This window comes from Candidatus Pseudomonas phytovorans (genome assembly GCA_029202525.1).
GTDB classification, from domain to species: domain Bacteria; phylum Pseudomonadota; class Gammaproteobacteria; order Pseudomonadales; family Pseudomonadaceae; genus Aquipseudomonas; species Aquipseudomonas phytovorans.
In genome coordinates, this window is record CP119325.1 from 4567761 (window position 1) to 4587849 (window position 20089).

A 20089-nucleotide genomic window follows, 5' to 3' on the forward strand; every position below is an offset into this window, starting at 1 on the left:
TCAAGCCATCCCCTGCCCCGTCTGGCATGCTGATCTGCCTCGTACACGCATTGCAGCCATCATGCCCCACATCGCTCGCCAAGCCTTCCTCCACGGCGCCATCGCCATCATGCCGTTGTCCCTGGCCGTCGCGCCCTGGGGCCTGCTGGCCGGCTCCATGGCCATCGAAGCAAACCTCAGCGCCTGGGAGGGGCAAGGCCTATCGGCCATCGTCTTCGCCGGTGCCGCGCAACTGGTCGCCATTGGCATGCTCAAGGGCGGCGCCAACCTGGCGTCTATCCTGCTCACCACCCTGCTGCTGACCTCGCAGCACCTGCTGTATGGCCTGTCGATGCGCCCGGTCCTGTCCAGCCAGCCGCTGCGCTGGCGCCTGGGCCTGGGCTTCCTGCTCACCGACGAGTTCTTTGCCTTGACCAGCCACTACGACCAACAGCAATTCAACCGCTGGTACGCTTTGGGGGTGGGCCTGACGTTCTACGTCGCCTGGAACCTGTTCACCCTGGCCGGCATCCTGCTGGGCCAGAACATTCCCCACCTGGACCAGTTCGGCCTGGACTTTTCCATTGTCGCCACCTTCGTCGCCCTGATCGCACCGCTGGTGCGCAACCTGCCTACCGTGGTGTGCGTGGTCGTGTCATTGTTCTGCTCGGTGTTGTTCAGCCACTGGCATTGGGAGACCGCGCTGGTGGCGGCCGGCCTGCTGGGCATGGGCGCCGGGTTCATTTGCCAGAAGTTCGCCGGAGCCCGCGCATGACCTGGATCCTGATTTTCGCCATGGGCGCCATCGTGTTCCTCAACCGCTATGCGTTCCTGGAGCCACGGCTGCCTTTGCGCCTGAGCTCCAATGCCCGGCAGTTCCTCGGCTTCGCCGTGCCGGGCATGCTCACCGCCATCTGCGGCCCGATCATTTTCATGCCCGAGCACCAGCTCAACCTGAGCCTGCTCAACCCCTACCTGCTGGGTTCATTGGTGGCCATCGCCCTGGTGCTGTTGACCCGCAGCGTGTTGCTGAGCATGCTGGTGAGCATGTTGATCTTCTTCATCCTGCGCAGCTGGCTGGCATGACCACGCCCCTGCGCGAGCAGACACACCTCTGGCAGGCGCCCGCCTTGGGCGACGTCGAGATGCTGCACGCGCGCTATTTCCAGCAGCGTTTCGCCCCGCATGTGCACGAAGGCTATGTGTTCACCGTGATCGAGTCCGGCGCACAACGTTTTTGGCACCGCGGCAGCGAGCACCTGGCGCCGGTCGGCAGTATGGTGCTGATCAACCCTGACGAACTGCACACCGGCGCCACAGCCCACGAAGCGGGCTGGCGCTACCGCGGCTTCTACCCCGAGCATGAGCGCGTCACCGGCGTGCTTGAAGAGCTTGAACTGGGCCGCCACGGCATGCCCAGTTTCAAAGACAGCGTGATCCACGACCCGGCCCTGGCCATCGCCTTCAGCCAGCTGCATCAGCTGTCCGAAACCGGTGCCAGCGCCCTGCAGCAACAGACTGCCTGGCGCCAGGCGGTGCTGGCCCTGGTGCAACGGCACGGCCAATGCGCCGAGCCCTCGGCCCCCGGCCACGAACCACTGGCCGTGGCCCGCGCCCGCGAACTGCTGGAAAGCCAGCTGGCCGACCCGCCCTCGCTCGAAGCGCTGGCGGCGGCAGTCAACCTGTCGCCATTCCACTTCGCCCGGGTGTTTCGCCAAGCCACCGGGCTGCCACCACATGCCTGGCTGAAGCAACGGCGCCTGGCCCGCGCCCGGGAAATGCTCAAGACCGGCCTGGTCGCTTCGGAGGTGGCGTTCGACCTCGGTTTTTCCGACCAGAGTCATTTGAGCCGACAGTTCAAGCAAGCCTACGGGGTGACGCCGGGGGCGTATCGGCAGGCATGCATCAGCTCAAGCGTGACTACCCGGTTGCTCACAATGCCAACTCCAGTTGCAAGGGATCCTGCAGGTTCCGTCGAATCCTGACGGCAATACCAACTAGGCGCACCGCTCGCCCTTGCCGTTTGGTGTCCCAAAGCATTCGGCATAACCCCCGCATTACCTCCGGCTGCAACGCCAAGGCGGGGGCCTCGGCAGTGGCAATTGAAAAATCGGAAAACTTCAGTTTGACCTGGTTCCTGACGATCGGCGGCGCGTTGCCGAGCGTTTCCAGACGCGTCGCCAAAGCCGTCAGCAGTTCATCCAGTTCCCCGATACAGCAGGCAAAGTCATCGCAGTCACGGGGTAACGTATGCTCAACACCCAAGGACTGGATACCACCCGATTTCCCTTCGTATCCCTCCTGCCCCCGACAACGCTCCCACACATAGAAACCGTGCGCGCCGAGGTGGCGCAACAGGGCCGGGATCATCTCATCTGTGACGTCAGCACATTTGGTACAGCCCAGTGCTAGCATCACGTCCCAGGTCTTGGGCCCTACCCCAGGGATCTTGCGAATGTCCAGATTTGCCAGAAAATCCTGCTCCTGGCCCGGTGCGATAACGAACTGGCCATTGGGCTTATTCACCTCCGACGCCATTTTTGCCAGGTACTTCAACGGTGCGATACCCGCCGAAGCCGTCAACTGCAACTCTTGCTCGATGGTCGCCCGGATCCGGCTTGCCATGTACGTCGCCGAGCCGTTGCAATGCAGTTGCCCTGTCACATCCAGGGAGGCCTCATCCAGCGAGAGAAACTCAACGCTTGGGGTATAGCGCCGGAAAATGATGTCCAGCCTGCGGGTTATCGCTTCGTAACGTTCGAAGCGAACGGGCAGCAGCACCAACCCTGGGCACAAGCGTTGCGCCGTTGCGGTCGCCATGCCGCTTTTGACGCCAAAGCGCCTGGCAATGTAGTTGGAGGTGCTGATCACACCCCGGTCTGTCGCCTTCCCGCCAACAGCGACCGGCCGCTCTCGCAGCCATGGGGCATCCAGCAGCTCAACGGCAACGAAATAGGAGTCCATGTCGACATGGATGAACTTGCGCCCGGGACCTTGCAGTTGCTGGTCCGCGCTGCCAGGCGATTGAGCGTATTCAATCAAGCACGAATACCCCCAACGAGGCGGATCCATCGCTGTTACGCACTTCATGAACACCCTGAATGTGCGGGGCAAATTCAGGGTACTGCGCAGAAAGCGCCTCGACAGCTTGCAGATAGCCCACCAAAACCGCCGTCCAGCGCTCGCCGGGAGCGATGCACATGATGCCTGGCGGGTATGGAATAACACCCTCTGCCGCAACCTTGCCTGCAACCTCCCCGATACTCACCAAAATGGCTTCGCCACGCACAAACCGCTGGTTGGCCTGATAGGGGGAGCATCCCCCCTGTGCCGCGCCTATAGCACTGAAAATCTCACTTTGCCGCTGCTCGACCTGATGATTGCGATACAAGGTGTTGATGCGTTCACAGAGCATGGCGAGGGATATCCCCAGATAGGGCGCCGGGGCTGCACACAGCGAAGGTAGCAATTGCAGCACCGCCGTGCCTTCGAGCAAGTGCGCTTCAAATGTTGCCAGAGCATCCACCAGCCGGTTCAAGGCGGCGGTGTCGCTGGAGGGCGTTATCAGCAGGGTAAAGGTGTAAAAATCCGCTTTTTCCGGAGTGAAGTCACAATCACGCAGGTACTGGGTAACCAGGCATGCCGGGATGTCGAGCCGCCCTCGGGTGGTGAAAATGGCTTTGCATGGGTCGATATAGTGCAAGCCAGGCTCGATAGGCAATGTACCCTGTGCCTGGTATTCAAGCGGAGCCTGCGCAACACCCGGCATCAGTGGCCGGACGAACCGGCAGCGACGTACCACCTGATCGCGCAATATCTGCGCAGCGGCCAACGCCTGCCGCCAATGGCGTTCGCCTTCGCCGTCGGCAAGCATGGCTGCATTAACTTCCAGAGACATGAACAAGGGGTAGGAAGGGCTGGTCGACGCGTGCTGCATAAAGGCGGCATTGAACACTGCCATGGGGCAGTAACCAGGGAGCAGGGCAATATGCCGGTCCTTCTTGTGAATCTGTGACGCCTGGGAGAGCCCGGACATCTGCTTGTGCACCGACTGGGTCACGACAATGCCGGGGGAGGCCCCGGTCAATGGCACGTTTAGCGGTGACAGGGCGGCCAATGCCGGAATGAAAGGCTCATAGCCGGCCCATGCGCCGTCGAACAGCACGTAGTCGCAAAGATGGCCGATCCGGGCCAGCATTGCCGCTGCATCGACCACCACCCCGTCGCAGGTAGCCTGCTGGATTACCGCCAGACGAAAGGGCCTGGGTTTGCGCGCCTTGTGCTCACAGAGCTGCCCAGCACGCCCGCGTAGACGGTCCTCATCCAGAGCACCCTGGCGATAGCCGCCCAGCAGCCCCCTCTCATCTCGCACGTTGTCCAGGTATACCGGCAAGGCACCGCACTGAATCAAGGCACCCAGGAACACCGATTTGTGGTTGTTACGATCCATCAACACCAGGTCTCCGGCCGCCAGCAGCGCACTGGCGACCACCTTGTTGGCAGTAGACGTGCCATTCAGCACAAACCAGGTATCGTCGGCACCGAAAACCCTGGCAGCCAGTTGCTCGGCCTCTCTTACCGGCCCTTCATGGGCCAGTACATCACCCAACTCCGGCGCCGCATGGGGCACATCCACACGGAAGACCTCCGGCCCCAACAGTTGCCTGAAGCGGGCACCGGCCGGATGCTGCTCCAACCAGTTCCCCCCTTGGTGACCGGGGCAGGCAAAAGTTGGCCGACGCCTGCCTGCAAATGACGCAACGGCACGGGTGAAAGGTGGCAATACACAGTCCTCATAGGCCTGTGCGGCTGCCATCAGCCTGGCCTTGTCGTGTTCCGACAACGGCAATTTCAGCTTATGATCTTCGTCCTCCCCTGCCGGCCCGCTCACACCGTCCGAGACAATGAATACCGGAACCCGCCAACGCTCTCCCGCCTCACGCACAGTTGCGTACAGCGCGTCACCAGGCGTCATGATCAATGCAGAAGCTAGCGCGATGTCTGCTGTCGAATGCAAAGGCGCCGTTCGCACGCCCTCCCATGCGTCAACAGCCAGTACCACGCTATGCACGATTGTCGGTGTCATGGGCCTCTCCTTTCAGGTTCCAGCGTACTGGCGCGATGAACAGCATCAGGGTCATCCAGATGAAGGTTGCCGGCCCGGCGATCACGAACACCAAACTGGCGACCAGCCCTGAAACGGCATCACCAATGACGGCTGTGAAGTAGTAAAGTGAGAAGTTCCTGCCAACTTCATGCTCACTCGACAGGCACTGGATGTTGGTCACGATAGCGATATCAACAAATGCCCCAATGAAGCCGACCATGAACAGGACCAGCAGAAACAGCCAACTGTTGACTTGTAGCGCCATTGCCGCGGCAAAAAACAGTGCGCCGTAGAGCAGCCAGTAACGCAGTACCAGCCGTGCTGTAGTGCACGGGTTAAAGCGTGTGTAGAGCACACCCCCCAGTACGGTGCCTGCTGCGAGCAGTGAGAATACGTAACCGACCGCCGCTTCAGAGGCGAAGTGTTCCAGTACCGTAGCAGGAAGAATGAAGCGAATTACCGAGGTTGCGAACAGTGCACACAGCGTGGTGCACCCAATAACGGCAAACAGTGGGGCATTGCTGCTCCTGAGCTGGCTCACGCTGCGCGCAGCATCGCGGACTATGGCACCCCCGTCGAATACCTGACGCTCGCCTTGCCTGGCAGGCCTCAAGGTGGCGACGGATATGGCCGAGAACACCAGGCAGAGTGCAAAGAACAGGAAAGTGGTTTCGCGCGACATCAGCAACACGCACGCAGAGAAAACCAGTGGCCCGACAATTGAGGCAGCATCCTCGATCACTTGGACACCACTGTTGACCGAAGCTAACTGGTCCTTTTCTACAAGGTCCGGAAAGTACGCGCGAAAGGTGGGCACATAAAGGCAGTCGAGCGCCGTCATGACCATCGCCAGGCCCACCAGCGCGGGTAACTCCGGAGTGTAAAGACTGAACAAGGCAAAGAAGGCAAACGCCAGAAGACCTTTGCCCCCCTCAACCGCTAACAGGGTACGTTTTTTGTCAGTGTTATCCGCCAGCCACCCCCCCAAGGGCGAAAACACCACACTCGGCAGGTATCGAAAAAAATAGGCGATGCCGATCAAAAACAGGTCGGCATCGGTCAAGGACACGATCGCCACAGCAAACGCAGCTTCGAAGGCAAATTCACCACACTTCGAAAAACAATACCCCGTCGCCAGCGAACGTGTGCCGTAATTAGCAGTCAACGCCTGCATATTCCATAGGTTCCTTAGCCAGCGGCGTAGATAAGCTCATGCTCTGTGATGTCACGCCCCGGTACATCGAGCCGCTCGAAAACCAGCTTTCTGAGAATGTCCTGCTCACTTGCCGGCATCAGGTAAAACATGATGTTGCTGTACCAAAGCCAGCCGAGCCGCGTTAGCCGATAGTGGTAAGTGTCCTCCACAACCAGGCCTGCCTGAATCAAGGCATCAAGACGACTGAGCAACGCCTCCGGCATGCGGTCCATTGCAACCAGGCGCTTATCGACCAGGCCGTGATAGGCCAACCGCACTACCAGCGGCTTGACCGCATCCAGCAGCGGGTCATGCCCGCTCACCTGGCACAGGTGCTCTCCTGCCGTCATGCGTTGGGTGTATTTCTCGCGCGAGGGGGTATTGGTAATGACGTGCCCCGCAACCGACGAGATGGCGCCCACGCCGAAGCCCAGCAGGTCATGGTCGGCATAGCCGTAGACATGCTCGTGGTAGATAAACGAGTAATCGTTGGCAAACAGCGAGCTATCGGCGCCGGGCCTGAGCACATAGCCATGGCCATTGTAGGGAACATAGCCATACTGGCGCAGGTGCTCATCGAGCATGAACTTCATATTGAGCTTGCGCATGGCAGGCATCACGTCCGCGAAACGAGCCTTGATCTGCTTGTGCAACTTTACGGATGTAGCAGCGTTGTTGATGGGGTAGATATCGACGTTGCTAACGCCCATCGCAACCGCCTTGTCGATGTCGGCGAGTGTCTGCTGCTCGTGGCTGCCGTTCATTCCGTACAGAATATCGCAGAGCACATGTCCGAAATGCCCACGCAGCTGTTCGACAGCACGCTCGATCTTGCCGATGTCCGGGTCAAGGTTGAACAGCTGCCGCCATTCGCGGTCGATCGTTTGCAAGCCAAATCGCGCATGGGTTACACCAATGGCAGCCAGCGCACGGGCGCGCTCCTCGGTGACGCTTGTGATACTGAACTCGAAAGAGAACTCTTGAACGTCGCGCATATCGAAATGGCGATGCAACGCCTCACCTATCTCATGAATATTTTCAGGCGAGAGCAGTGACGGTGTTCCACCACCAAAAAATATCGCCCTGACTGGCACCGCCTTCAAATCCATCATTTGTGCCTTATGCGATATTTCGCCGATCAGCGCCTGGGTATATCGGTCGATGTCACTGGCACTCTTGTACAGCCCGCGTGTAAATGGGCAAAACGTACAGATGGCATCGCAAAAAGGAATGTGAAAGTACAAAGCGCGTGAGCGCGCAACCCGATTGGCGGCGGTCATTATCTCAGCAAAGCGGTGAGTGGCAGGCTGGTAGACTTCGTGTGCTTGGGATGGATAGAAGAAATTATAAAGCGGGAACTGATAATCAAACTTTAATAAGCCTCTATCGAGCAGCTGCATGTCTAACCCCCTGCAGGCCCGTTACTGCACTTCCACGCAACAACGTTCTTCTGTTGACCCGTACATCAGCTCCAAAGAAAGCCGAAATCCCCTCATTGATCGAGTGATTGTTTTTTCCACACGTATAGACGTCGATGCTTATATAGCCGCGCTCAGGATAGGTGTGGTAGGACAGATGAGACTCCGACAAGAGAAAAAGCCCGGTCACCCCCTCCCCACCCGACGAAAATTTGTGGATCATGTCGCTTATCACAGTGAACCCAGACGCCTGCAGAGCACTCAGGAAAAAGCAATGTAATGCGTTGTCATTGCTCAGCAACTTTGCACTGGCACCAGTGATATCCCAGATGGTGTGGTACCCACGATCGTCCATAAAAGTACTCCTTTAATGGAAATAAAGGGGCGACGCGAAGCCGCCCCCTTGCTCACCACATGCAGACACCTTTCGTGGTTACGCCAGTCACATCGGTCTTGAACAGCTCGATAGCAGATTTCATGCGTGAACTCCTTTCAGATTTTCGAAGTTGCCCTTGCACTTCCGGGCAACACCAACTTAAGGCTCATCCAGAGCAAGACTCAATAGCCAAGTTGTAACAACAGTAACACCAGCCATATGCTTGCACCCGTCACGCAGAATATTCCTACATGCACTAGCGATGGAGGGCCGAGCTCTCACTCAGCGCAGACTGCGGTGATAAAGCGGTTCATCACTGTCCAGGGAACTACTAATCCGCCGTGCCCACATAGAGGAGTGGCGTCGACTTTAAACATGATGTGTATAAGTAACGAGTTATTACTGCGTGACCTACGCAGCCGTTTCCTGCCAGATTGACGCTCCTCGCAAACGCAGCAGGAGCCCCGCCAACCCTCTGCTACACTGACAAAGCTGAACGGAGGATCCTGCCATGTCCGAAAGAGAGCTCACCACCCTTCTGTCGCTGATGAACCAGCGCCAGGCCTGCCTGAACAGTGCCTGCAAGGAGATTGCCGACTGGATCGACCGGCAGGGCGATGTGCCCGCCGCCGGCAAGATCCGCGCCAGCCTGAAAGCACTGGAGGCCGATGAGGCCCAGGTTCGCAAGACCCTGACGTCGCTGACGCTCGACAGGCCGCTGCCGCGCTTTCGTAGCTGAGAGGCGCAGCTGAAAAAACAAAGGGCCGCTAAATGCGGCCCCTTGGTCGGTCAGTGCTTCATGTGCATGTGGTCATGCCCACCGCCGGCCTCGGCGTTGAGCGGGCGCACTTCAGCCTGCACGTCGAGGGTTTCCTTGGTGCCTTTGGCATCCTCGATGGTCAGGGTCAGCGGCACTTTATCGCCTTCCTTCACCTGATTGTTCAGGCCCATCAGCATCACATGCAGGCCATTCGGGTCCAGGGTCACGGCCTTGCCGGCCGGCAATTCGACGGCCTTGACCTCACGCATGCCCATCACGTCGCCGTTCATGGTCATCTCGTGCACCTGCACGGTCTTGGCCACGGGCGAAGCCACGCTCACCAGCTTGCTGTCGCTGCTGGCAGTCAGTGTCATGAAGGCACCGGTAGACTGCTGGTGCGGCACGCTGGCACGGACCCAGGCATCGCTCACGGTGGTTTGCGCCAGGGCCGGCAGAGCCAGGCCCATCAGTGCCAGGGCAGCCAGGCCGCGTTTGATCGGTTGCATCGACATTCAGCAGATCTCCATCAGGGTGACCAGGTCTTCGGCGCATTCCTTGGCATTCAGGGAATGACCCAGGCTCAGGCGCAGGGTGCCACGGGTATCGTAGACGTAGCTGGTGGACGAGTGAGAGATGGTGTAGGTATCACCGGCCGGGACCTTCTCGTAGAACACCTTGAATTCCTTGGCCACAGCGGCGATTTCTTCGGGGGTGCCGGTCAGCGCGGTGAACGTAGGGTCGAAGGCTTTAACGTAGGCATCGAGCACTTCCGGGGTGTCGCGCTCCGGATCCAGGGTGATGAACACCACCTGGAACAGGTCGCGGTCACGGCCTTTCAGCAGTTTGCGGATCTGTGCAGCACGCGCCAGGGTGGTCGGGCAGACGGCCGGGCACTGGGTAAAGCCGAAGAAGACCATCGGCATGCTGCCGTAGAAGCTCGACAGGGTGCGCACGTTACCTTGCGGGTCTTTGAGGCTGAACTTGCGCCCGAGGATTTCGTTGCTCATGTTCTTGCCGTACTTGAACTCGAGCCCCCGGGCCGGACTACAGCCTGCCAGCAGGCCAAGCCCGAGAACGCCCATGCCGGCGACAACCGCACGCCGGGTCAAAAGATCATTCATGAAACCATCCTTTACAGGGAAGGTGCCGGCCCTCGGGACGGGCCGGTCGAAAAACCGGGGCATTCTGGCATGACACCTGATGGGGTTCTACCCGACCAAGGCGCTGACGGCGCGCAGCCCTTTGAATACGGGCTGCGGCCTGTTGTCGCAGGGATTGAAACCGTAACACTTTGTTGCTAAGAGACCTTAGTAGTAGGCGTTCTCTTTCTGGGTGTGGTCAGTCACGTCACGCACACCCTTGAGCTCCGGAATACGCTCAAGCAAGGTACGCTCAATGCCTTCCCTCAAGGTAACGTCTGCCTGGCCACAGCCCTGGCAGCCGCCACCGAACTGCAGCACGGCGATGCCGTCATCGACCACGTCCACCAGGCTGACCTGGCCGCCGTGGCTGGCCAGACCGGGGTTGATCTCGGTCTGCAGGTAATAGTTGATACGCTCGTTGATCGGGCTGTCTTCGTTGACCATCGGCACCTTGGCGTTCGGCGCCTTGATGGTCAACTGACCACCCATGCGGTCGGTGGCGTAGTCGACCAGTGCGTCTTCCAGAAACGGCACGCTGACTGCGTCCAGGTATGCGGTGAAGCTCTTCAGACCCACGGCGGTGTCGTCAGGCTTCTCTTCGCCCGGCTTGCAGTAGGCAATGCACGTCTCTGCGTACTGGGTGCCCGGCTGGGTGATGAAAACGCGAATGCCGATGCCAGGCGTGTTCTGCTTGGAAAGCAGATCGGCCAGGTAGTCATGGGCGGCGTCAGTAATGGTTATATCGCTCATGTAGGTTCCTCACAGACTTGCCGCCAAGTGTACGCCAACCCGCTCTTCGAACAAAGTCCTAGCATTTGACTCGGGAAAGCGCATATGCCGTGTCCTGCCCCCGTGGCGCCGCCAGCCAGGCCTGCATGCGCCGGTACAAGCCACGCTCCAGCCACTGGTAGCTGAACCACGACATTAGTCCAATGGACGGCACGCACAGGGCAAACACAAGGTACGGGTTCAACTGCAGGCGCTGGGTGGCGAACCAGCCGGCGTACAGCACCAGCACATGGATCAGGTAAACCGAATAAGAGCAGTCGCCGAGCGTCTTGAGCAGCCGGTTGCCCTGGAACAGCGGCTCCATGGCAATGAAGGCCAGCACGATCAACGCGCTCGGCACGCCCCAATGCAGCAAGCGCTGCGACGCATCCAGGTGGTAGATAGCCACCCCTGCCACGCCCAGCAACACCAGCGGTAGCCAGCGCCCCTGGCGAATCAGCCCGCGGCGGTACAGCACACCCAGGCCGATGCCGAGCAGGAACTCGTAGATGATGTCGTTGTTGTAGAAACGGCTGAGTATGCCCAACCGCCCCAGCACTTCGCTGACCAGCAACAGTGCAGCGGTAACCAGCAGCAGGTGGTGACGCTGACGCACCAGGAAGGCCAGGCCGAACAGCAAGTAGAAGAACATCTCGAAGTTCAGCGTCCAGCCCACGTTCAGGGTCGGGTACAGGCCGTAGCCTCCAGGGTTTTCCGCCGGGATGAACAGCATCGACAGCAACAGGTGCCGCCAGTCGAACGCCTGGTGTGGCATCCATTGGCTGAAGGCCAGCAGCAACGTCGCCATCAGCGCCGTGTAAAACCAGTAGGCCGGGACGATACGCAACAGCCGATTGAGCAGAAACTGGCGCGGCTCGATGACTTTGTCGCGGGTCGACAGGTAGATGACCAGCCCGCTGATGATGAAGAAAATGTCGACGCCCACGGCGCCACGGTCAGTGAGCAACTGGCCGATGGGGCCGGTAGCGTGGAAGTCGAAGAAAATCTGCATGAAGTGATGGCAGACCACCACCCAGGCGGCGAACGCCCGCAGTGCCTGAAGCGAATACAGCATGAAATACCCTGCGCTTGCCGGTGCATTGAGGCCTCTGGGAGCGCTGTGCGCTCCATCGCCAGCAAGCCAGCTCCCACAGGGACCGCGTTGGCTTCGACTTTACGCGGTCCCTGTGGGAGCTGGCTTGCCGGCGATTGGGCTGCAACGCAGCCCCCGGACCACCCACCTTTTCCGACCGCAGGGTATTCGGAAAGGTCAGCCTACCCGATCAGAGGTTTTCGTAGCGGTTCATGTCCAACACTCCAGCCTCGACCGGTGTGGTCTCCTTGATGAAGCTGTTCAGGTCATGGAAGTAGCGCCAGAAGTCAGGGTGGCTACGGCGCACGCCCCAGCGCATGACGATACGCTCAAACCTGGCCGCATCGTCTTTTGCGTACTCCATGTCCTCGACGAATTCCGCCACATCCGTGGTCGGTACGTTGAAGATGAAGTTGGGGTAACTGCTGAGCACCCCCGGATAGAGAGTCAAGGTGTCCAGCCCCGGCTGGTAGCGGTACGCCTCACCCAGCAGGAACGCGACATTGCTGTGCGCGCGGTTGCGCAGCAGGCTGTACACCTGGCGCTGGCCGCCCTGCCCCTCGATGCGCAGCATGGTCGCCTCAGGCAACTGACCGATCACCTTCAACCCCGCAGCCGGGCGCGACACCAGGCGGCTGAGCGACTGTTCGGCATTGCGGAACTCTTCGCTCATCTGCGGCCGGGAGCAGAACGCACCCTGGCAGCGGTTGATCGGGTCGGGGGCGGCGTTCAGGCTACCGGTGCGTTGCAACAGCTTCAGGCCAAAATCGCGCTTGGGGTCACGCGGGTCGAGCGTGATGCCACTTGGGGTGTCGGTGTCGATATCTTCATAGTCCATCCACATTTTCACCTTGCCGCTGTTCTGGTACCAGTCGCTGAGAATCGCCTGGCGATGGTCGGCCGGCATCAGGCGCAGGAAGTTGACCTCGGCGCCATTGCGGATCAGGTCGAAGTACAGGCGCGTCTGCAACTGGTGCGAAACGTTGCCGAACACGTCGAAATTGACCGCCAGCTGGTAATAGGTGCGCTCCAGCAGCGGGTAGTCGAACAACCACACGGTCTGCGGCACGTCACCGATCAGGCCCTTGGTGACCGAAGCGCTGTCGAAGTGGCGGAAGATGCTCAGCAGGGCGTTGTCGTTACCCGCCCACAAGGTCGACCAGCCCGGCGCCGGCAGGTCGGCATAGGCGTCACGGCGCAGCTTTTCATAGTCGTTGCGCTTGTCGCGGTAGGCGTGCCACAGGCTCAGCACACTGCCCACATCATCGATCTGCCCGGGCATGGCCAGCAGCGGTGTGGCCTCGCCACGATACTCGGCATCGGTGACGTAGCGGTCGAAGGCCGGCTCCTGGAACAGCGCCCAGAAGTTGTCGCGGATCACATCGGTAGCGATCTGCCCGCGGCACACCGGGCCACGGATGAACGTGCGCACGAAGTACTCGGCGTTATCCAGCATGAACTGGTAGCGCGCCACCGCGGGGATGGCCTCGAAAGTTTCGAACGGGTTGGCGCGGTGACGCGGGCCGTAGCCTGGCAGCGCGGCGGCATGCCAGTCGCCTGCGTAGAACAGCTGTTTCACCCGCTTGAGCTTCTGCGGCCCCATCGGGTAGGTGATGTGCGTCTTGTGCACGATCACGCCCTGCACCGGGATCAGGCGGTAATAGAAGTCGGTGCCGGGTGGGTCATTGGGGCGGCGCGTGGCAATGACGTCCGCCGGCTGGCCACTGGGCGTGCGTGAACGCACCCACTGGAAGAAGTGCCCCTGCTCGCCGCCGACGAAGTAGATGTGCGCCAGGAACAGATGCTCGTAAAGCCAGCGCCCGACCAGCGCCTCGGTGGAGCCCGGGCGGTTGAGCAGTTCTTCCCAGTCGGCGATCTGCCTGGCTTCGGTATCGCTTGGCTTTATCGGCTGATATTCCACCGGCGCACCGGCCACCAGCCAGCGGCGCATGGTGTCGTATTCCTTGTCTGTCAGCCCAGTCACGGCCAGCGGCATGCCCTCCTTGGGATGGGCACCGGCATAGGCGTCGAACTCATGGGGCAACGGGCACATGTTGGTGCGGCTCAGGCCCAGGACGATTTCGTCGGGCAGCTTGGCGTTGGGCGTGAGCGGGGTCTTGTGCCCCAGCTCCAGCATGCGCGCCATCAGCGCGGCCTGGCTGCCCTGGTTGTCGAGCACCGAATAGAAGCCTTTCTTGCGCCATTGCTCTTCGTTGTGGGCGTCGTAGAACAGCCGCGTGGTGGGCACCGCCTTGCTGCGGTCGCCCTCGTAGACCGGGACCTTGCTGGCGCCGCGCACCGCACCCTCCGGGCTTTCCAGCTTCAACTGGCAGGCGGCGTCGTTGCAGGCGTGGCAGGCCACGCACTTCTCGGTGAAGATCGGTTGAATGTCCCGGGTGTAGGAGATAGCCGGGCTCGACTGGGGGGCTTGCCCGAACACCGCGCTGCTGATGAGCAGAGCGAAGGCGCCGGCAAGGATACGATGCACCATGTGCGAAAAGTCCTGGTTCTTGAAAGCCATCACGATTGTTGCCTGGTCGTCCCTGGGTGCTGGTAACCGTGCCAGTAACATGAGCAGTTTTCATGCAAATGGGCGATGCGCCTAAAAACTGCGCAACTTTGATATGATTCCGCACCTTCTGATATTTGCCCGACCAGGTAGTTCCTATGTCCGACCGCAGCGCTCGTCTCCAAGCACTCCAGAACGCCCTCAAAGAGCGCATCCTGATCCTCGACGGCGGCATGGGTACTATGATCCAAAGTTACCGTCTCGAGGAACACGACTATCGTGGCACGCGCTTCGCCGATTGGCCAAGCGATGTAAAAGGTAACAACGACCTGTTGCTGCTCAGCCGCCCGGACGTGATCGCTGCCATCGAGAAGGCCTACCTCGATGCCGGGGCGGATATTCTCGAAACCAACACCTTCAATGCCACGCAGATTTCCCAGGCCGACTACGGCATGGAGTCGCTGGTCTACGAGCTTAACGTGGAAGGCGCGCGCATTGCCCGCCAGGTGGCCGACGCCAAGACCCTGGAAACCCCCGACAAGCCACGCTTTGTCGCTGGCGTGCTCGGCCCTACCAGCCGCACCTGCTCGATTTCCCCGGATGTCAACGACCCCAGCTACCGCAACGTCACCTTCGATGAACTGGTCGAAAACTACATCGAGGCCACCCGTGGCCTGATCGAGGGCGGCGCCGACCTGATCCTGATCGAAACCATCTTCGACACCCTCAACGCCAAGGCGGCAATCTTTGCCGTGCAGCAGGTGTTCGAGGACGACAACGTCGAACTGCCGATCATGATCTCTGGCACCATCACCGACGCCTCCGGCCGTACCCTGTCGGGGCAGACCACCGAAGCGTTCTGGAACTCGGTGCGCCACGCCAAGCCGATTTCCGTAGGCCTGAACTGCGCCCTCGGCGCCAAGGACCTGCGCCCGTACCTGGAAGAGTTGTCGACCAAAGCCGATACCCACGTTTCCGCACACCCCAATGCCGGCCTGCCGAACGCCTTCGGTGAGTACGACGAAACCCCGGCCGAAATGGCGGCGGTGGTCGAGGAATTCGCTGCCAGCGGTTTCCTCAATATCATCGGCGGTTGCTGCGGTACCACCCCGGGCCACATCCAGGCCATTGCCGAAGCCGTGGCCAAATACAAACCGCGCGAGATCCCGGAGATTGCCAAGGCCTGCCGCCTGTCGGGCCTGGAACCATTCACCATCGATCGCCAGTCGCTGTTCGTCAACGTGGGCGAGCGTACCAACATCACCGGTTCCGCCAAGTTCGCCCGGCTGATCCGTGAAGAGAACTACACCGAAGCCCTGGAAGTCGCCCTGCAGCAGGTCGAAGCCGGCGCCCAGGTGATCGATATCAACATGGACGAAGGGATGCTCGATTCCCAGGCGGCCATGGTCCGTTTCCTCAACATGATCGCTGGCGAGCCAGACATTTCCCGCGTGCCGATCATGATCGACTCCTCCAAGTGGGAAGTGATCGAGGCCGGCCTGAAGTGCATTCAGGGCAAGGGCATCGTCAACTCGATTTCCATGAAGGAAGGCGTCGAGCAGTTCAAGCACCACGCCCGCCTGTGCAAGCGCTACGGTGCCGCCGTGGTGGTGATGGCCTTCGACGAGGTCGGCCAGGCCGACACTGCCGCACGCAAGCAGGAAATCTGCAAGCGCAGCTACGACATTCTGGTCAACGAAGTGGGCTTCCCGCCGGAAGACATCATCTTCGACCCGAACATTTTCGCCGTCGCCACGGGCATCGAAGAACACAACAACTATGCCGTCGACTTCATCGAAGCCTGTGCCTATATCCGTGACCACCTGCCCCATGCGCTGAGCTCGGGCGGGGTGTCCAACGTGTCGTTCTCGTTCCGCGGCAACAACCCGGTGCGCGAGGCGATCCACTCGGTGTTCCTGTACCACGCGATCCAGAATGGCCTGACCATGGGTATCGTCAACGCTGGCCAGCTGGAAATCTACGACGAGATCCCGGCCAAACTGCGCGACAAGGTCGAGGACGTAGTGCTCAACCGCACGCCAGAAGGCACTGATGCACTGCTGGCCATCGCCGAGGACTACCGCGGTGGCGGCGCCATCAAGGAAGTCGAAAACGAAGCCTGGCGCTCGCTGCCGGTCGACAAACGCCTGGAGCACGCCCTGGTCAAAGGCATCACCGCGCACATCGTCGATGACACCGAAGAGTGCCGCCAGCAGTGCGCACGGCCGATCGAAGTCATTGAAGGGCCACTGATGAGTGGCATGAACATCGTTGGCGACCTGTTTGGTGCGGGCAAGATGTTCCTGCCGCAGGTGGTCAAGTCGGCCCGCGTGATGAAACAGGCCGTTGCTCACCTGATTCCGTTCATCGAGGCCGAGAAAGGCGACAAGCCAGAAGCCAAGGGCAAGATCCTGATGGCCACGGTAAAAGGTGACGTGCACGACATCGGCAAGAACATCGTCGGCGTGGTGCTGGGTTGCAACGGCTACGACATCGTCGACCTGGGCGTGATGGTGCCGGCCGAGAAAATCCTGCAAACCGCCCGCGACGAGAAGTGCGACATCATCGGCCTGTCCGGCCTGATCACCCCGTCGCTGGACGAGATGGTCCACGTTGCCCGCGAAATGCAGCGCCAGGGCTTCGAGTTGCCACTGATGATCGGCGGCGCCACCACGTCCAAGGCGCACACCGCAGTCAAGATCGAACCCAAGTACAGCAACGACGCCGTCATCTACGTCACCGACGCCTCGCGTGCGGTCGGCGTGGCCACCCAGTTGTTGTCCAAAGAACTGAAGCCGGGCTTTGTCGAGAAAACCCGCCTGGAATACGTGGATGTGCGCGAGCGCACTGCCAACCGCAGCGCCCGCACCGAGCGCCTCAGCTATGCCAAGGCCATCGCCGCCAAGCCGCAGTACGACTGGGCCGGCTATCAGCCAGCGGTGCCGTCCTTCACCGGCGTCAAGGTGCTGGAAGACATCGACCTGCGCACCTTGGCCGAATACATCGACTGGACGCCGTTCTTCATCTCTTGGGACCTGGCCGGCAAGTTCCCACGCATCCTTACCGACGAAGTGGTCGGTGAGGCCGCCACGGCGCTGTACCAGGACGCCCGCGAAATGCTCGACAAGCTGATCAACGAGAAGCTGATCAGCGCCCGCGCAGTGTTCGGCTTCTGGCCGGCCAATCAGGTGGCCGATGATGACATTGAGGTGTACGGCGAGGACGGCCAGGCGCTGGCCACCCTGCACCACCTGCGCCAGCAGACCATCAAGCCGGACGGCAAGCCCAACTGGTCGCTGGCCGACTTTGTCGCGCCAAAAGCCAGCGGCGTCACCGATTATGTGGGCGGGTTCATCACCACTGCCGGCATCGGCGCCGAAGAAGTGGCCAAGGCTTATCAGGACAAAGGCGACGACTACAGCTCGATCATGGTCAAGGCCTTGGCCGACCGCCTGGCCGAAGCCTGCGCCGAATGGCTGCACGAGCAGGTGCGTAAAGAGCATTGGGGCTATGCCCGCGACGAGCATCTGGACAACGAAGCGCTGATCAAAGAGCAGTACAGCGGTATTCGCCCTGCCCCGGGCTACCCGGCTTGCCCCGACCACACCGAGAAGGAAACCCTGTTCCGCCTGCTCGACGGCACCGCCATCGGCGAAACCGGGCCAAGCGGCGTGTTCCTTACCGAACACTTTGCGATGTTCCCGGCGGCAGCGGTCAGCGGCTGGTACTTTGCCCACCCGCAGGCGCAGTACTTTGCCGTGGGCAAGGTCGACAAAGACCAGATCGAAAGTTACAGCGCGCGTAAAGGCCAGGATGTGAGTGTGAGCGAGCGCTGGTTGGCGCCAAACCTGGGTTACGACAACTAAATCTGCGTCTGCCTCTTCGCGGGGCAAGCCCGCTCCCACAGGATTACCACAGGCTTGTAAATTGTGACGGTCCTGTGGGAGCGGGCTCGTCCCGCGAAAGGGCCGGCACAGGCAGCCCCACAGCCATTGCCTACACTGTTCCTGATTGCCTCTGATTCTTCAGGAGCCACCATGGACGATTCCAGCCAAGGCAAACCCCCAACCTTCTGGCAGATGCTGCAAAGCATCCTCGCCGCCGCCTTCGGCGTGCAAAGCGGCAAGAACCGCGCCCGCGACTTCACCCACGGCAAAGCCAGCCATTTCATTGCGCTGGGCACGCTGTTCACCCTGGTGTTCATTGCCGTGCTGATCGGCCTGGTGCAACTGGCCCTGCACCTAACCGCCCGCTAGAAATGCAAACGCCTGCAGGATTCCCTCCTGCAGGCGCTCTGGCTGCATCACGGTCTTTAAACTAAGGCTACTGATGGCTGACCCAATACACGGCAGTGACCACCACCAGGACGATCAGGCAGAGGATCGCCCAGGCATCGACACTGCTGTCAGCTTTGCGGACCTTGGTTGAGTTTCCCATTGCATTGCCTCTTGTAGTGGTTATGGGAATGCACTTCACCACCAGCAGTTAAGACGAGCAATGCCCTTCACTCAAGTAGGGTCTTTCAATATTCGACCGGCGACGTCAGAAACGGGTACTGGTAACCGGCCGGCCGCCCTTCGGCGCTGTAACGCTGAAAATCGACGCCGTAATCATCCCGTTCCAGCAGCTTCAGCCAACGCCTGGCCTTGGCCTGGTCGATCGCCTGCAACACCGGGGCTTTGTGCACGCGCTGGCCGTCGCGGTTCAGCGCTACCCCGTGGGCATCATCGTGCAACATCACCATGGCCCAGCCGCCGAGGGTGAAATGCCCTCCCATCAGTACGCTCAAGCGCCCATCAATGCGCGCGCGCAAAGCCTGGGGCGAACTGTTGACGGCGCCAAACAGCACGTCACGCCCCGGTGTGCGCCCGGCCTCCTCGAACGCCTGCATGGCACCGAAGGCCATCTCGTCATTGGCTGACCACACCAGGCGGGTGGCCGGGTAACGCTCCAGCAATTGTTGCGCCTGCTCGTAGGCGCGCTGGCGGCTCCAGCCACCGTATACCACCTGGCGCAGGCGCACCTGGGGGAAGTCGGCCAGGGCGCGGCGCATGCCCTCCTCGCGCAACTGCGAGGCCGGTGTGGTCTTGAGCGCGGCAAAGGCCACCAGGTCAACCGGCCCTGCGTCCCGCGGCAGTTGCGCAACCATCAGGTGCAGCATCTGGAAGCCCGCCTGCTCGTCGTTGCTCATCAAGGTACCCAGTGGCTCGGCGTACTTGTCGGGCTGGGCCTCGATGCTACGGGCCTGGCTGGCGGTCAGGCCATTGTTGACCAGCAGCAGCTTCACTCCGGTACCACGTGACAGGCGCAGGATTTCCGGTGCCACATATTGCTCATTGACCAGTACCAGATAATCCGGCCGCTGAGCCCCACTCAGAATCGCCCTGGCCTGAGTCAGCGCCAGGTCGGCGCGGCGCTCGCTGTATTCCACGCGCAGGGACATGCCCAGTTCGTCCGCAGCAGCCTGCATGAAACGGGTGTAACTGGTCCAGAACCTCTCTGTGGACAGCCCTGGGTTGAGGAACACTACCGAAGCCGGCTGCGCATTTGCTGCCAGCGGCAGGGCAAGACACAAGCTTTGGCACAGGGCCTTGAGCATGGGGTCACATCTCTGCGAAGCAAACGCCGGATTATAAACGCCAGGCCAAGGCCAGCGCACAAATGGCAGTCAGTCTCACATAGTCCATTTGGTTCTTTTCATATGCAAAAACATCACTTTAGCGCATAAACGCAACCTGATAT

General features: G+C 60.6%; 17 protein-coding genes. 6 read left to right on the forward strand and 11 right to left on the reverse strand.

Annotated features, from left to right (window positions below; genetic code table 11):
• The first annotated feature begins 61 nt into the window (after positions 1-61).
• From P0Y58_20050 to P0Y58_20060, 3 genes are read left to right on the forward strand one after another with little or no spacing between them, the layout of a single operon-like run.
• Entirely contained in the window at positions 62-754 is a 693-nt protein-coding gene (locus tag P0Y58_20050; protein WEK29187.1) for an AzlC family ABC transporter permease, read from the forward strand.
• A complete protein-coding gene (locus P0Y58_20055) occupies positions 751-1065 on the forward strand; it encodes an AzlD domain-containing protein (GenBank protein ID WEK29188.1) in 315 nt (104 codons plus the stop codon). Before P0Y58_20050 ends, P0Y58_20055 begins: the two co-directional genes overlap by 4 nt.
• Positions 1062-1964, forward strand: a complete 903-nt coding sequence (locus P0Y58_20060; GenBank protein ID WEK29189.1) for an AraC family transcriptional regulator — start codon at positions 1062-1064, stop codon at positions 1962-1964. Before P0Y58_20055 ends, P0Y58_20060 begins: the two co-directional genes overlap by 4 nt.
• On the opposite strand, the gene dinB is transcribed toward P0Y58_20060, so the two are convergent.
• The 5 genes from dinB to speD are packed head-to-tail and all read right to left on the reverse strand — an operon-like array spanning position 1912 to position 8054.
• Entirely contained in the window at positions 1912-3021 is a 1110-nt protein-coding gene (gene dinB, locus P0Y58_20065) for a DNA polymerase IV (protein ID WEK29190.1), read from the reverse strand. The two genes, P0Y58_20060 and dinB, sit on opposite strands and share 53 nt — an antisense overlap.
• Positions 3014-5065, reverse strand: coding sequence for an ornithine decarboxylase (locus P0Y58_20070; GenBank protein WEK29191.1), 2052 nt, complete (start codon positions 5063-5065; stop codon positions 3014-3016). The genes dinB and P0Y58_20070 overlap by 8 nt, the downstream gene beginning before the upstream one ends.
• Positions 5043-6260 carry an MFS transporter gene (locus P0Y58_20075; protein WEK29192.1) on the reverse strand — a complete coding sequence of 406 codons (1218 nt, stop codon included), beginning with the start codon at positions 6258-6260 and terminating at the stop codon, positions 5043-5045. The genes P0Y58_20070 and P0Y58_20075 overlap by 23 nt, the downstream gene beginning before the upstream one ends.
• Positions 6261-6274: 14 nt before the next feature.
• Positions 6275-7681 carry a radical SAM protein gene (locus P0Y58_20080; GenBank protein WEK29193.1) on the reverse strand — a complete coding sequence of 469 codons (1407 nt, stop codon included), beginning with the start codon at positions 7679-7681 and terminating at the stop codon, positions 6275-6277.
• A complete protein-coding gene (gene speD, locus P0Y58_20085; protein ID WEK29194.1) occupies positions 7665-8054 on the reverse strand; it encodes an adenosylmethionine decarboxylase in 390 nt (129 codons plus the stop codon). Before speD ends, P0Y58_20080 begins: the two co-directional genes overlap by 17 nt.
• Before the next feature lie 532 nt (positions 8055-8586).
• Between speD and P0Y58_20090 the strand changes: the two genes are divergently transcribed.
• Complete coding sequence (locus P0Y58_20090) at positions 8587-8814, forward strand: hypothetical protein (protein WEK29195.1); 228 nt, start codon at positions 8587-8589, stop codon at positions 8812-8814.
• A 50-nt stretch (positions 8815-8864) separates the two neighbouring features.
• Here the strand turns inward: P0Y58_20090 and P0Y58_20095 are convergent, their stop codons facing one another.
• The 5 genes from P0Y58_20095 to P0Y58_20115 form a co-directional block, all read right to left on the reverse strand.
• The gene (locus P0Y58_20095; protein ID WEK29196.1) at positions 8865-9347 is read right to left on the reverse strand and encodes a copper chaperone PCu(A)C; all 483 of its coding nucleotides are present in this window, start codon (positions 9345-9347) and stop codon (positions 8865-8867) included.
• Positions 9348-9956, reverse strand: coding sequence for an SCO family protein (locus P0Y58_20100; protein ID WEK29197.1), 609 nt, complete (start codon positions 9954-9956; stop codon positions 9348-9350).
• Positions 9957-10142: 186 nt separating this feature from the next.
• Positions 10143-10727, reverse strand: coding sequence for a Fe-S biogenesis protein NfuA (gene nfuA / locus P0Y58_20105; protein ID WEK29198.1), 585 nt, complete (start codon positions 10725-10727; stop codon positions 10143-10145).
• 58 nt (positions 10728-10785) lie between these two features.
• Positions 10786-11820, reverse strand: coding sequence for an acyltransferase (locus tag P0Y58_20110; protein WEK29199.1), 1035 nt, complete (start codon positions 11818-11820; stop codon positions 10786-10788).
• Between the two features lie 208 nt (positions 11821-12028).
• On the reverse strand, positions 12029-14329 hold the full coding sequence (locus P0Y58_20115; GenBank protein WEK33367.1) for a fatty acid cis/trans isomerase: 2301 nt from the start codon (positions 14327-14329) through the stop codon (positions 12029-12031).
• Positions 14330-14505: 176 nt separating this feature from the next.
• Here P0Y58_20115 and metH point away from each other — a divergent pair, with 176 nt between their 5' ends.
• Positions 14506-18213 carry a methionine synthase gene (gene metH, locus P0Y58_20120; GenBank protein ID WEK29200.1) on the forward strand — a complete coding sequence of 1236 codons (3708 nt, stop codon included), beginning with the start codon at positions 14506-14508 and terminating at the stop codon, positions 18211-18213.
• Positions 18214-18384: 171 nt separating this feature from the next.
• Positions 18385-18603, forward strand: coding sequence for a DUF2970 domain-containing protein (locus P0Y58_20125; GenBank protein ID WEK29201.1), 219 nt, complete (start codon positions 18385-18387; stop codon positions 18601-18603).
• Positions 18604-18869: 266 nt separating this feature from the next.
• Here the strand turns inward: P0Y58_20125 and P0Y58_20130 are convergent, their stop codons facing one another.
• Entirely contained in the window at positions 18870-19946 is a 1077-nt protein-coding gene (locus P0Y58_20130) for an ABC transporter substrate-binding protein (GenBank protein ID WEK29202.1), read from the reverse strand.
• Between the last annotated feature and the right edge of the window lie 143 nt (positions 19947-20089).

Coding starts and splice junctions, on each gene's coding strand:
- P0Y58_20050 (WEK29187.1), top strand. CDS start 62: ATGCCCCACATCGCTCGCCAAGCCTTCCTCCACGGCGCCATCGCCATC.
- P0Y58_20055 (WEK29188.1), top strand. CDS start 751: ATGACCTGGATCCTGATTTTCGCCATGGGCGCCATCGTGTTCCTCAAC.
- P0Y58_20060 (WEK29189.1), top strand. CDS start 1,062: ATGACCACGCCCCTGCGCGAGCAGACACACCTCTGGCAGGCGCCCGCC.
- P0Y58_20070 (WEK29191.1), bottom strand. CDS start 5,065: ATGACACCGACAATCGTGCATAGCGTGGTACTGGCTGTTGACGCATGG.
- P0Y58_20075 (WEK29192.1), bottom strand. CDS start 6,260: ATGCAGGCGTTGACTGCTAATTACGGCACACGTTCGCTGGCGACGGGG.
- P0Y58_20080 (WEK29193.1), bottom strand. CDS start 7,681: ATGCAGCTGCTCGATAGAGGCTTATTAAAGTTTGATTATCAGTTCCCG.
- speD (WEK29194.1), bottom strand. CDS start 8,054: ATGGACGATCGTGGGTACCACACCATCTGGGATATCACTGGTGCCAGT.
- P0Y58_20090 (WEK29195.1), top strand. CDS start 8,587: ATGTCCGAAAGAGAGCTCACCACCCTTCTGTCGCTGATGAACCAGCGC.
- P0Y58_20095 (WEK29196.1), bottom strand. CDS start 9,347: ATGTCGATGCAACCGATCAAACGCGGCCTGGCTGCCCTGGCACTGATG.
- P0Y58_20100 (WEK29197.1), bottom strand. CDS start 9,956: ATGAATGATCTTTTGACCCGGCGTGCGGTTGTCGCCGGCATGGGCGTT.
- nfuA (WEK29198.1), bottom strand. CDS start 10,727: ATGAGCGATATAACCATTACTGACGCCGCCCATGACTACCTGGCCGAT.
- P0Y58_20110 (WEK29199.1), bottom strand. CDS start 11,820: ATGCTGTATTCGCTTCAGGCACTGCGGGCGTTCGCCGCCTGGGTGGTG.
- P0Y58_20115 (WEK33367.1), bottom strand. CDS start 14,329: ATGGTGCATCGTATCCTTGCCGGCGCCTTCGCTCTGCTCATCAGCAGC.
- metH (WEK29200.1), top strand. CDS start 14,506: ATGTCCGACCGCAGCGCTCGTCTCCAAGCACTCCAGAACGCCCTCAAA.
- P0Y58_20125 (WEK29201.1), top strand. CDS start 18,385: ATGGACGATTCCAGCCAAGGCAAACCCCCAACCTTCTGGCAGATGCTG.
- P0Y58_20130 (WEK29202.1), bottom strand. CDS start 19,946: ATGCTCAAGGCCCTGTGCCAAAGCTTGTGTCTTGCCCTGCCGCTGGCA.